Annotated in this window: 11 protein-coding genes; 3 read left to right on the top strand and 8 right to left on the bottom strand. The window is 73.1% G+C overall.

The annotated features are described in order from the left end of the window. Nucleotides 1-207: 207 nt before the first annotated feature. The 4 genes from infB to rimP form a co-directional block, all read right to left on the bottom strand. A complete protein-coding gene (gene infB / locus IE172_RS17365) occupies nt 208-3,276 on the bottom strand; it encodes a translation initiation factor IF-2 (protein WP_190098141.1) in 3,069 nt (1,022 codons plus the stop codon). Between the two features lie 185 nt (nt 3,277-3,461). Further along, complete coding sequence (locus IE172_RS17360) at nt 3,462-3,743, bottom strand: YlxR family protein (protein ID WP_189559457.1); 282 nt, start codon at nt 3,741-3,743, stop codon at nt 3,462-3,464. A gap of 101 nt (nt 3,744-3,844) precedes the next feature. Further along, nucleotides 3,845-4,831, bottom strand: a complete 987-nt coding sequence (nusA, locus tag IE172_RS17355) for a transcription termination factor NusA (protein WP_190098140.1) — start codon at nt 4,829-4,831, stop codon at nt 3,845-3,847. A 2-nt stretch (nt 4,832-4,833) separates the two neighbouring features. After that, nucleotides 4,834-5,355, bottom strand: coding sequence for a ribosome maturation factor RimP (gene rimP / locus IE172_RS17350; protein WP_190098139.1), 522 nt, complete (start codon nt 5,353-5,355; stop codon nt 4,834-4,836). 210 nt (nt 5,356-5,565) lie between these two features. Between rimP and IE172_RS17345 the strand changes: the two genes are divergently transcribed. Genes IE172_RS17345 through IE172_RS17335 form a run of 3 tightly spaced genes read left to right on the top strand, consistent with a single transcriptional unit; the run spans nt 5,566 to nt 7,555 of the window. Beyond that, nucleotides 5,566-6,123, top strand: coding sequence for a hypothetical protein (locus IE172_RS17345; RefSeq protein WP_190098138.1), 558 nt, complete (start codon nt 5,566-5,568; stop codon nt 6,121-6,123). Beyond that, entirely contained in the window at nt 6,120-6,593 is a 474-nt protein-coding gene (locus IE172_RS17340) for a ferritin-like domain-containing protein (RefSeq protein WP_190098137.1), read from the top strand. Before IE172_RS17345 ends, IE172_RS17340 begins: the two co-directional genes overlap by 4 nt. Before the next feature lie 50 nt (nt 6,594-6,643). Then, complete coding sequence (locus tag IE172_RS17335) at nt 6,644-7,555, top strand: aminoglycoside phosphotransferase family protein (RefSeq protein ID WP_190098136.1); 912 nt, start codon at nt 6,644-6,646, stop codon at nt 7,553-7,555. A 159-nt stretch (nt 7,556-7,714) separates the two neighbouring features. On the opposite strand, the gene IE172_RS17330 is transcribed toward IE172_RS17335, so the two are convergent. The 4 genes from IE172_RS17330 to ispG all read right to left on the bottom strand — a co-directional run bounded on the left by IE172_RS17330 (nt 7,715) and on the right by ispG (nt 12,286). Beyond that, nucleotides 7,715-9,415 carry a proline--tRNA ligase gene (locus tag IE172_RS17330; protein WP_190098135.1) on the bottom strand — a complete coding sequence of 567 codons (1,701 nt, stop codon included), beginning with the start codon at nt 9,413-9,415 and terminating at the stop codon, nt 7,715-7,717. A gap of 122 nt (nt 9,416-9,537) precedes the next feature. Continuing rightward, nucleotides 9,538-10,104 carry a GNAT family N-acetyltransferase gene (locus IE172_RS17325; protein ID WP_190098134.1) on the bottom strand — a complete coding sequence of 189 codons (567 nt, stop codon included), beginning with the start codon at nt 10,102-10,104 and terminating at the stop codon, nt 9,538-9,540. A gap of 27 nt (nt 10,105-10,131) precedes the next feature. Continuing rightward, nucleotides 10,132-10,980 (bottom strand): GNAT family N-acetyltransferase, encoded by an 849-nt coding sequence (locus IE172_RS17320; RefSeq protein WP_190098185.1) that lies wholly within the window; start codon nt 10,978-10,980, stop codon nt 10,132-10,134. Nucleotides 10,981-11,128: 148 nt separating this feature from the next. Continuing rightward, the gene (gene ispG, locus IE172_RS17315) at nt 11,129-12,286 is read right to left on the bottom strand and encodes a flavodoxin-dependent (E)-4-hydroxy-3-methylbut-2-enyl-diphosphate synthase (protein WP_190098133.1); all 1,158 of its coding nucleotides are present in this window, start codon (nt 12,284-12,286) and stop codon (nt 11,129-11,131) included. Between the last annotated feature and the right edge of the window lie 166 nt (nt 12,287-12,452).

The following is a 12,452-nucleotide window of genomic DNA, read 5'->3' as shown; positions in this document are numbered from 1 at the left end:
CGCCATCCGTGGTGGGCAGGGACACCAGAACCGTACATCGAAGGGAGCGTGGCGATCGACGGATATTGCGCCCGCCGGAGCCCCCCTCGACGCCCCTCGGGGCTCCCCGGACCTGCCCGGATCGTCCCGGGGCGCGTCGCGGGTGCCCCCACACACGAGCCGGCCGGCGGGACCGTGGTCCCGCCGGCCGGTGTGCACCTCGGGGTGTTACGCCCGCGGCTTCTCGCGCATCTCGTACGTCGCGATGACGTCGTCGACCTTGATGTCGTTGAAGTTTCCGAGGTTGATACCGCCCTCGAAGCCTTCGCGGATCTCGGTCACGTCGTCCTTGAAGCGACGCAGACCCTCGATGTTGAGGTTCTCCGCGATGACCTTGCCATCGCGCAGCAGCCGCGCCTTGGTGTTCCGCTTGACCTCGCCGGAGCGGATGAGCACACCCGCGATGTTGCCCAGCTTGGACGAGCGGAAGACCTCGCGGATCTCCGCCGTGCCGAGCTCGACCTCTTCGTACTCCGGCTTGAGCATGCCCTTGAGGGCCGCCTCGATCTCCTCGATCGCCTGGTAGATGACCGAGTAGTAGCGGACGTCCACGCCTTCGCGCTCGGCCATCTGCTGCGCGCGCCCGGCGGCGCGCACGTTGAAGCCGATCACGATGGCGTCCGAGCCCATCGCCAGGTCGATGTCGGACTCCGTGACCGCACCGACGCCGCGGTGCAGGACGCGGATGTCGACCTCTTCGCCGACGTCCAGCTGGAGCAGGGAGGACTCGAGGGCCTCCACCGAACCGGAAGCGTCACCCTTGATGATCAGGTTCAGCTGCTGGACCTCGCCGGCCTTGAGCACCTTGTCCAGGTCCTCCAGCGACACGCGGCGCGTGCGCTTGGCGAACGCGGCATTGCGCTCACGGGCGGCGCGCTTCTCGGCGATCTGACGGGCCGTACGGTCCTCGTCGACGACGATGAAGTTGTCGCCCGCACCCGGGACGTTGGTCAGGCCCAGGACCTGGACCGGCGTCGACGGGCCCGCCTCGGCGACGTTGTTGCCGTTGTCGTCGAGCATGGCGCGCACGCGGCCGTAGGCGTCGCCCACGACCATCGTGTCGCCGACCCGCAGGGTGCCTCGCTGGACGAGGACGGTCGCCACGGCACCGCGGCCGCGGTCGAGCCGGGACTCGATCGAGATGCCCTGCGCGTCCTGCGTGGGGTTGGCCCGCAGGTCGAGCGAGGCGTCCGCGGTGAGGACGACGGCCTCGAGGAGGCTGTCGATGTGCAGACCCTGCTTGGCGGAGATGTCGACGAACATGGTGTCGCCGCCGTACTCCTCGGCCACCAGACCGTACTCGGTCAGCTGACCGCGCACCTTGGTCGGGTCGGCACCCTCGACGTCGATCTTGTTGACCGCGACGACGATCGGGACCTCGGCCGCCTTGGCGTGGTTGAGCGCCTCGACCGTCTGCGGCATGACGCCGTCGTTGGCCGCGACGACCAGGATCGCGATGTCCGTCGACCGCGCACCACGGGCACGCATGGCGGTGAACGCCTCGTGACCCGGGGTGTCGATGAAGGTGATCCTGCGCTCTTCCTCGTTGACCTCGGTCGCGACCTGGTAGGCACCGATGTGCTGGGTGATGCCGCCGGCCTCGCCCGCGATGACGTTGGTCTTGCGGATGGCGTCGAGAAGGCGGGTCTTGCCGTGGTCGACGTGACCCATGACGGTGACGACCGGCGGGCGGACCACCAGGTCCTCCTCGTCGCCCTCGTCCTCGCCGAACTCCAGGTCGAAGGACTCGAGCAGCTCGCGGTCCTCCTCCTCCGGGCTGACGATCTGAACGGTGTAGTTCATCTCGTCCGCGAGGAGCTGGAGCGTCTCGTCGGAGACGGACTGGGTCGCGGTGACCATCTCGCCGAGGTTCATCATGACCGCGACGAGCGACGCCGGGTTGGCGTTGATCTTCTCCGCGAAGTCGGTGAGCGAGGCACCGCGCGACAGGCGAATGGCTTCGCCGTTGCCGCGAGGCAGCATCACGCCGCCGACCGACGGGGCCTGCATGGCCTCGTACTCCTGGCGCCTCTGCCGCTTCGACTTGCGGCCGCGACGCGCGGGACCACCGGGACGACCGAAGGCGCCCTGCGTGCCACCACGGCCACCGGGACCGCCGGGACGACCGCCGAATCCGGGACGGCCACCGCCGCCACCGAAGCCGCCGCCACCACCGGGACGGCCGGCGAAACCGCCACCGCCACCGGGACGACCGGCACCGCCACCGCCGCCGGGACGGCCGGCGAAGCCGCCGCCGGGACGGCCGGCACCACCGGGACGACCGGCACCGCCCGGACCGCGGCCACCGGGGCCGCCACCGGGACGCGGGCCCGCAGCGGGACGCTGCGGCATCATGCCGGGGTTCGGACGCGGGCCGCCGGGGCCGCCACCGGGACGGGGACCGCCCTGCGGACGCGGCATCGAGCCCGGCGTCGGGCGCTGCCCGCCCGGAGCCTGCGGACGCGGACCGCCGCCCTGGCCACCGGGGGCCTGGGGACGGGGACCGGCGCCGGGGGCACCGGGGCCGCCGGGACGCTGGCCCTGCGGGCGCGGGGCCTGCGGACGGGCCATGCCGGTGGAGCCACCGGAGGTGAACGGGTTGTTGCCGGGACGGGGACCGGCCGGACGGGCGCCCGGACGCGGAGCGCCGCCACCGGGGCGCTGACCCTGGCCGGCCGGACGGCCGCCCTGGCCACCCTGCCCCTGGCCCGGACCGGCCGGACGGCCACCGGGCTTGGGGGCACCGGGACGCGCGCCGCCGGGCTTCGGCCCGGACGGGGCGGGGGCCGCCGCCGCGGGCGGGGCCTGGAACTCCGGGGCCGCCGGAGCCGGACGCGGCGCGGGCCGCGGGCCCGGCGTCGGGCGCGAACCGGAGGCCGCCGGCGAGGGCGCCGACGGGGCCGCGGGCTGCTGGGCCGCGGCGGGCTTGGGCGCCGACGGCGGCTTCGGGGCAGCCGGACGGTCCCCCGCTGCCCCAGCGGCGCGGGAGGGGCCCCCAGCCTGCGCCGGGGATGGCGCCGCCGGCCTGGGGGCGGCCTTCCTGGGCGCACCGGGCTTGGCGGCGGACTTGCCGTTGCCGCCGCCCTGGAAGGCGTCTGTCAGCTTGCGTACTACGGGCGCTTCGATGGTCGAAGACGCCGAACGGACGAATTCACCGAGTTCCTGGAGCTTGGCCATGACGACCTTGCTCTCCACGCCGAACTCCTTGGCGAGTTCGTAGACCCGGACCTTAGCCACTTCGCTCCTCTGAGGTCCGGGTTGCGTCCGGACCGTCGCTAGTTCATGGGCGTACTCATCGCGTACTCATCGAGTGCTCATCGCAATCTCGACCTGCTTTCGACTCGCGAGGTACCAGACCGCACGGGGGTTTCCGTGCGGCATGTTCGTGCCGTGTTGCCGTACAGCCGGCGCGGAGCCGCTGCTCAGCAACCTTGTGCCTGCTCGACGTAGTGGCGCAACGCCTTTACGTCGAGCGGTCCCGGGACGCGCAGCGCCCTGGGGAACGCCCTGCGGCGTACCGCCTGGTCGAGACAGACCGGGGCGGGGTGCACGTACGCACCCCGGCCGGGCAGCGTACCGCGAGGATCCGGGACGCACGCGTCCTCGATCGCCACGATGCGCAGCAGCTCGTTCTTGACCGCTCGCTCCCGGCACCCCACGCAGGTGCGCTCGGGGCATACGCCAGCTCGTGTCCGGCCAGACACTCCTCAGTCTACCTCCCCGGACCGACCTCACCCCTTCGGGGCAAGAATCGAACACCACCGCGGACAAAGCTGTCGTGATCTCAGCCCGCCGCGGCCTGGATCTATTCCCCGCTCTGCTCGGTGTCGGGCCGGATGTCGATCCGCCAGCCGGTCAGACGGGCGGCCAGGCGGGCGTTCTGCCCCTCCTTGCCGATCGCCAGGGACAGCTGGTAGTCCGGCACGGTGACCCGGGCGGAGCGGGCCGCCAGGTCGACGACGTCCACCTTGGAGACACGGGCCGGCGACAGCGCGTTCGCCACCATCTCGGCCGGGTCGTCCGACCAGTCGACGATGTCGATCTTCTCGCCGTTCAGCTCGCCCATGACGTTGCGCACACGGCCGCCCATGGGGCCGATGCAGGCGCCCTTGGCGTTCAGACCCGACCGGGTGGACCGTACGGCGATCTTGGTGCGGTGGCCGGCCTCGCGGGCGATGGCGGCGATCTCCACCGAGCCGTCGGCGATCTCCGGCACCTCCAGGGCGAACAGCTTCTTCACCAGATTGGGGTGCGTGCGCGACAGGGTGACGGACGGGCCGCGTACGCCCTTGGCCACCCGGACGACGTACGACCGCAGCCGCATGCCGTGGGGGTAGGTCTCGCCGGGCACCTGCTCCTGCACCGGCAGGATGGCCTCCAGCTTGCCGATGTCGACCAGCACGTTCTTGGGGTCGCGGCCCTGCTGGACCACGCCGGTGACGATGTCGCCCTCGCGGCCGGCGTACTCGCCGAGCGTCGCGTCGTCCTCGGCGTCGCGCAGGCGCTGCAGGATGACCTGCTTGGCCGTGGTGGCGGCGATACGGCCGAAGCCGGACGGGGTGTCGTCGAACTCGCGGGCCTCCTGGCCCTCCTCGAGGTCCTCGGGGTCCTCCTTCGCCCACACGGTCACGTGTCCGGTCTCCCGGTCGAGCTCCACGCGCGCGCGCCGGCGGCTTCCCTCGGTGCGGTGATAGGCGATGAGGAGGGCCGACTCGATCGCCTCGACCAGCAGGTCGAGGGAGATCTCCTTCTCCCGTACCAAGAGCCGGAGAGCACTCATGTCGATGTCCACGATTACGCCTCCTCTTCCTTCTTGTCGTTGTTCTTGTCGGACGCGTCGTCCTTGCGGTTGAACTCGACCTGGACGCGCGCCCTGGTGATGTCGTCGAAGGCGAGCCGGCGCGCGGTGGGCCTGCGGCCCTTCACCCCGGGCACCTCGACGTCGAGTCCCTCGTCGTCCGCCTCGGTGATCCTGGCGACGAGTTCGTCGCCGCCGGCCAGCTGGAACCGCACCAGGCGGCCGGTGGCGCGCACGTAGTGGCGGTGCTCGGTGAGCAGGCGCTCCGCGCCCGGGGTGCCGACCTCGAGGGTGTACTCCGCGCTGCCCATCGCGTCCGTCTCGTCCAGCTTCGCCGAGAGCGCGCGGCTCACATCGGCGATCCGGTCGAGGTCCGCACCGGTGTCGGAGTCGACGACGACGCGCAGCACACGCTTGCGGCCGACCGCGTCCACGGCGATCTCTTCGAGATCCAGGCCCTGGGAGCTGACGAGCGGTTCCAGAAGTTCTCGAAGCCTCTCGCTCTGGGTGGTGCTCATCCGGGTGACTCCTCGGCCGCGTGTGCTGTTGTGGGACGGTGCGCTGTCTGCGTCAAAGGGTATCCGGTCGCGGGGGGTGTTGCCGTCCACCCCGGTCAGGGAGGGTGCCGCTGACGGCCGCGGGGCGGACGCACGGGTACCGTGATCGCGGGCCAGCGGTCCGCTTCCCTTCCGTCGTCACGTTCGTACGAGTCCCCGAGGACGTCTGCCGTGCCGTTCCCCTCGTCTCCGCCCGCCCGTTCGGGGCCGCGCAGAAGGATCCTGCTCGCCGTCGCCCCGGCGGCCCTGCTGGCGGCGGGCTGTTCCGCCGGGCCCGGGAAGCCCGAGGACGGCGGCAGCGGCCGCCCCTCGGCGGCCGACCGGACCCGCGCGCGTGCCGCCGCGGACAGCAGGGAACTCGCCGAGCGGTACGACGCGGTGGTCGCCGCGCATCCCGGGCTGGCGGGGCGGCTGGGTCCGCTGCGGGCGGAGGTCGCCGCGCACGCGCGGGCGTTCGGGGAGGGCGGTGCGGCGAAGGCCTCGCCGTCGGCGTCACCGTCACCGTCGGGTTCCGGGACGGCCGCTGCCGCGTCCCCGGCTCCCACCCGGGCCGCCGTGCCCGTGAAGGAGAAGGAGGCCCTCGCCGAACTGGCGGTGGCGGAGCGGGAGATCGCCGACCGGCGGACGCGGGAACTGCTGGACGCGCCGGACGAACTGGCCCGGCTGCTGGCCTCGGTGGCCGCGGCCGGCGCGGCGCATGTCTATCTGCTGACGGAGGCCGGACGGTGAACGAGGCGGGCGACGCGCAGGACGGGGAGCTGCGGGCTCTCCAGGCGGCCCTGGCCGCGGAGCACGCGGCGGTGTACGGCTACGGGGTCGTCGGCGGGCGCGTCGCCAGGGAACGGCGCACCGAGGCACGGACGGCGTACGACGCGCACCGGGCGCGCAGGGACGCGTTGGCGCGCGCGGTGAGGGACACGGGGGGCACGCCCGTCGCCGCCGCGGCGGGGTACGCGCTGCCGTTCCCGGTGCCGGACGCGGCCGCGGCGGTGCGGCTGGCGGCCGAGCTGGAGAGCAGGGTGGCCGGGGTGTACGCCGATCTGGTGCGCGCGAGTACCGGCGAGCGGCGGCGCGGGGCGGCCGAGGCGATGCGGGAGGCGGCGGTGCGGTCGGTGCGCTGGAGCGGGGAGAGCGTAGCCTTCCCTGGGCTCGCCGAGCGGGGCGGTACGGCTTCGGGGACACCGGCGCCGTCCGCGTGACGTGACGGGGCGGCAGGCACCGCGTACAGCAGGAAGGGAACGACTCGCGCATGGTTTTCGAACCGCCGCAGCGTCTGGTGAGGGCGCTCGGTGAGACGGCGCCCGAGGGTGACGACTGGCTGGAGAGGCTGCCGGAGCTGGCGCACGAGGCCGTCGAGCGGCGCGAGTTGACCGTGGAGCGGGTGCAGGTGCCGGGCGGGCGCAGCAGCCTGGTGGTGCTGGTGCGTACGGCCGGCGGGAAGCCCGCGGTGCTGAAGCTGGCGCCGCGCCGGGCCCGCCCGGAGAGTGAGCGGGCGGCGCTGGCCCTCTGGGACGGGCTCGGAGCGGTGCAGTTGCTGGAGGAGCCCTCCGCGTCGCCGGGGGCCGGGGGTGTGCTGCTGCTGGAGCGGCTGCAGCCGGACGTCTCGGTGCGGACGCTGCCGGAGGCGCGGGCGTTGCTGGAGGCGGCGGGGACACTGCGCCGGCTCTGGGTGGACCCGCCCGCTGAGCACGGTTTCGAGACGGTCGCCGAGCGGACGGGGCGGCAGGCGCGGGCGATGCGGGCGAGCGCGGAGGCCGACCCGGAGGTGGCGCCGCTGGTGGACGCGGCGCTGACGGCCCGGGAGGAACTGCTGGCCGCGCCGCCCGAGCACCGTCTGCTGCACGGGACGTTCCGGCAGAGCAAGGTGCTCGCCGGGGAGCGGACGCCGTGGCTGGCGGTGGGCCCCGACCCGGTGGTCGGTGAGCACGCCTTCGACCTGGCCCGGCTGGTCCGCGACCGTGTGGAGGACCTGATCGCCCAGCCGTCGGGCGCGACGACGACGCGCCGCCGGGTGAAGCGGCTCGCGGAGTCCCTGGACGTCGACCGTGACCGGCTGCGGGGCTGGACGCTGTTCCGTGCGGTGGAGTCCGGTGTGCGGGCCCGGCGGGTGCGGCGTGAGCGGGACGCGGAGCTGTTGCTGGAGTTCGCGGCCTGGCTGTGAGCGGGGTCCTGCGGGGCGACGGGTGTCGGTGCGGCCGGGGGGCGGCGCGGCCCGACGCCAGCGGGGTGCCGCCGCGCCCGCCCTCCCCCTCGCCCCGTGCGGCACGGCTGTCCGCGGCGCGGGGCGGCACCCCGTGGGTGCCGCCCCGCGGCCCGGGGGTCAGGCCGTGAGGCGGGTCACTGCTTCCTCGACGGTGAGTTCCTCGCGCTCGCCGGTGCGGCGGTCCTTGAGTTCGACGATGCCCTCGGCGGCGCGGCGGCCCGCGACCAGGATCCGCGGGACGCCGATCAGCTCGGAGTCGGTGAACTTCACGCCCGGGGAGACGCCCGCGCGGTCGTCGACCAGGACGCGGAGCCCGGCGGCGGACAGCTTCTCGGAGACGTCGAGCGCGAGCTCCGTCTGCAGCGCCTTGCCGGCGGCGACCACGTGCACGTCGGCCGGGGCGACCTCGGCGGGCCAGCACAGGCCCTTGTCGTCGGCGGTCTGCTCGGCGAGCGCCGCCACGGCGCGGGAGACGCCGACGCCGTAGGAGCCCATGGTGACGCGGACCGGCTTGCCCTCCCGGCCGAGGACGTCGAGCTTGAGGGCGTCGGCGTACTTGCGGCCGAGCTGGAAGATGTGGCCGATCTCGATCGCGCGGTCCAGGCGCAGCCCCGTGCCGCACCTGGGGCAGGGGTCGCCCTCCTGCACCACCACGACGTCCACGTACGCGTCGACCTCGAAGTCGCGCCCGGCGACCACGTTCTTCGCGTGCGTGTCGGCCTTGTTGGCGCCCGTGATCCAGGCGGTGCCGGGCGCGACGCGCGGGTCGGCGATGTACGTGACCTTGTCCAGGCCCTGCGGGCCGACGTAGCCGCGCACCAGGTCGGGGCGGGCGGCGAAGTCCGCCTCGGTGACCAGTTCCACCGCGGCCGGGGCGAAGTGCGCCTCGACCTTGCCCATGTCGACCTCGCGGTCACCGGGCACGCCCACGGCGACGATCTCCCCGGCGACCTTGACCAGCAGGTTCTTCAGCGTGGCGGACGCGGGCACGCCGAGCGACGCGGCGAGGGTCTCGATGGTCGGGGTGCCGGGGGTGGGGATGTCCTCGGCGGCCGGGACCGCGGAGCCGTCGACCGGCTTCAGGTCGTAGGCGACGGCCTCGGTGTTGGCGGCGAAGTCGCAGTTCGGGCAGTCGGCGAAGGTGTCCTCGCCGGCCTCGGCGGGGGCGAGGAACTCCTCGGACTTGGAGCCGCCCATGGCGCCCGCGGTGGCCGCGACGATCCGGTAGTCGAGGCCGAGGCGCTCGAAGATCTTCTGGTACGCGGCGCGGTGCAGGGCGTACGACTGGGCGAGGCCCTCGTCCTCGAGGTCGAAGGAGTAGGAGTCCTTCATGAGGAACTCGCGGCCGCGCAGGATGCCGGCGCGGGGGCGGGCCTCGTCGCGGAACTTGGTCTGGATCTGGTAGAGGATCACGGGCAGGTCCTTGTAGGAGGACGCCTGGTCCTTCACCAGCAGGGTGAAGATCTCCTCGTGGGTGGGGCCGAGGAGGTAGTCGCCGCCCTTGCGGTCCTGGAGGCGGAACAGCTCGGCGCCGTACTCGTCCCAGCGGCCGGTGGCCTCGTAGGGCTCACGCGGCAGCAGGGCGGGGAGCAGGACCTCCTGGGCGCCGATGGCGTCCATCTCCTCGCGGACAATGCGCTCGACGTTGGCGAGGACCTTCTTGCCGAGGGGCAGCCACGTCCAGATGCCGGCGGCGGTACGGCGTACGTAGCCCGCGCGGACCAGCAGCTTGTGGCTGAGGACCTCGGCGTCCGCCGGGTCGTCGCGCAGCGTCTTCGCCATCAACTGGGACATGCGCTGGACCGGTGCGTTCGCCATGCTTCTCGTACTCCTGCTGCTGAGGGTCCCCCCGCTCGAGCGCGGCCGAGTGTGGGGCTGGTGGATGACAGGGAGGTTAGCCGGGCGGGAGGCGGCGGCGGAAATCGATTGTCCGCCGTCCGCTACGCGCGCGGCAGCGGCAGCGGGGCTCCCATGACGGCGTACGGCCTGGCGGCGCTGGGGAAGTGGACCTGCCGGGCGAGGTCCTGGTAGCCGAGGGAGCGGTAGAGGTGGCGGGCGGGGCTCTCGATGTCGATCGCGGAGAGGATGGAGCGGGGCTGCTCGGCACCGTCGGTGATCGTGGTGATCAGGGCGCGCCCGATGCCGTGCTTCTGGTAGCGGGGGTGGACGTGCAGTTCGGTGATGACGAAGGAGTCGTCGAGCCAGTCGCCGTGGCCGCGGGCGCGCAGATAGGGCTCGACGACGGTGGACCACCAGTGGGTGCGGTCGTTGGGCATGCCGTAGACGAAGCCGACGAGGCGGCCCCTGACCGTGGCGCCGAAGGCCCTGGCACCCGGGAAGGTCATGTGGCGCAGCACGATCTGCCGGCGGACGGCCACCTCGTCGGGGCCGAGGCCGAACGCCAGTGCCTGCACGGTCAGCGCCTCGTCGACGTGACCGGGCAGGTCGAGGGGGCCGATCACGATGTCGTCGGGCTCGGGGCGGCCGTGACCGGGGAAGCGCAGCATGCCGGGGAGACTACAGGGGCGCGCCGGTCAGAACAGCACGCTCATGAAGGCTCCGACCTCTTGGAAGCCGACCTTCTCGTACGTCCTGCGGGCGGGGGTGTTGAAGTCGTTGACGTAGAGGCTCGCCACGGGGGCGACGTCGGCGAGGGCGTAGCGCAGTACGGCGGCCATGCCGGGGGCGGCGACGCCGTTGCCCCGGTGCTCGGGGGCCACCCACACGCCCTGGATCTGGCAGGCGCGGTCGGTCGCGGCGCCGATCTCGGCCTTGAAGACGACCTTGCCGTCGGCGTCGAAGCGGGCGAAGGAGCGGCCGGCGCCGACGAGTTCGGCGACCCGGGCCTGGTAGAGCAGGCCGCCGTCGCCGGCCAGCGGGGAGATGCCGACCTCCTCGGTGAACATCGCCACGCACGCCGGCATGATCGTCTCCAGTTCGTCCTTGCGGACGCGGCGGACGCGGGGGTCCGGGGCGACGGTGCGGGGCATGCGGTCGGTGACCATGAGGGGCTGGTGGGCGCGGACCTCGCGGGCCGGGCCCCACTGGGGTTCGAGCAGCCGCCACAGTTCGGCGGTGGGCTCGGCCGGGCCGACGACGGAGGAGCAGCGGCGCCCGGCCCGGCGGGCGCGGTCGGCGAAGGCGCGCACGGCCCGGGGGGTGGCGCAGATCGGCACCAGGTTGGCGCCGGCGTAGCAGAGGGAGGTCAGGACGCCCCCCTCGTACCAGCCCCACATCTCGCCGCCCAGTCTCCAGGGGTCCAGGCCGGCGATCCGGACCCGGGCCGTCACGAAGGCGTTCGCGACCGGCTCGCGGTCGAGTACGGCGAGGGCTGCGGCCAGGTCGCTCGGCTCGAGGACCCGTGAAGTGGTCTGCGTCAACAAAAGCGGGGGCCTCACACAAAGGGGTCTGCCTGATTTCCGCACTGTACCCGCGGAAGCCGGGCAGCGCCGCCCCGGTCCGGCCCCGGGCCGGGGCGCCCCCACCCGCCGGGCGCGGGCCGGCTGCCGCGGCCCGCGCCCGGCGCGACCGTCAGCCGGCGACCGAGACCTCGGGCTCGCCGGAGGCCACGCCGTCCTTCTCCATCTGCTCGGCGATCTTCATCGCCTCCTCGATGAGCGTCTCCACGATCTTCGACTCGGGGACGGTCTTGATGACCTCGCCCTTCACGAAGATCTGGCCCTTGCCGTTGCCGGAGGCGACGCCGAGGTCGGCCTCGCGGGCCTCGCCGGGGCCGTTGACGACGCAGCCCATGACGGCGACGCGGAGCGGGACGTCCATCCCGGTGAGGCCGGCGGTGACCTCCTCGGCGAGCTTGTACACGTCGACCTGGGCGCGGCCGCAGGAGGGGCAGGAGACGATCTCCAGTCCGCGCTGGCGCAGGTTCAGGGACTCCAGGATCTGGATGCCGACCTTGATCTCCTCGACCGGCGGGGCCGACAGCGACACCCGGATGGTGTCGCCGATGCCCTGGGAGAGCAGGGCGCCGAAGGCGACGGCCGACTTGATGGTGCCCTGGAAGGCGGGGCCCGCCTCGGTCACGCCGAGGTGCAGCGGGTAGTCGCACTGGGCGGCGAGCTGGCGGTACGCCTCGACCATGACGACCGGGTCGTTGTGCTTGACGGAGATCTTGATGTCCCGGAAGTCGTGCTCCTCGAAGAGGGACGCCTCCCACAGGGCGGACTCGGCCAGCGCCTCGGGGGTCGCCTTGCCGTACTTCTGGAGCAGGCGCCGGTCCAGCGAGCCGGCGTTGACGCCGATGCGGATGGGGGTGCCGTGGTCCTTGGCGGCCTTGGCGATCTCCTTGACCTGGTCGTCGAACTTCTTGATGTTGCCGGGGTTGACGCGGACGGCGGCGCAGCCGGCCTCGATCGCGGCGAACACGTACTTGGGCTGGAAGTGGATGTCGGCGATGACCGGGATCTGCGACTTCCTCGCGATCACCGGGAGGGCGTCGGCGTCGTCCTGGGTGGGACAGGCCACGCGGACGATCTGGCAGCCGGACGCGGTGAGTTCGGCGATCTGCTGGAGGGTCGCCCCGATGTCGGACGTGCGCGTGGTCGTCATCGACTGCACGGACACGGGGGCGTCCCCGCCGACCGCCACGGATCCGACCTGGATCTGCCGGCTCCTGCGGCGCTCGGCGAGCCTGGTCGGAACGGACGGCATGCCGAGAGAAATCGCGGTCATCTGCTGTGCAACCCCAAGTCGTGGTTCGAGCTCCGGCTCCCCGTGAGCAGCGGGCCCCGGGCTCCGAGATTACGGCACGGGCCGGTGCGCGGGCACATCGCGCCCGTAAACCCGCCCAAAGGGCGACGGCCCGGAACGCCGGGGTTCCGGGCCGTCGTGGACGGCG

The organism is Streptomyces griseoflavus, from assembly GCF_014649995.1.
In the GTDB taxonomy this organism is placed as follows: Bacteria; Actinomycetota; Actinomycetes; order Streptomycetales; family Streptomycetaceae; genus Streptomyces; species Streptomyces griseoflavus.
The sequence above is the reverse complement of the archived record's forward strand: the minus strand, read 5'-3'. Positions and strand labels throughout refer to the sequence as shown.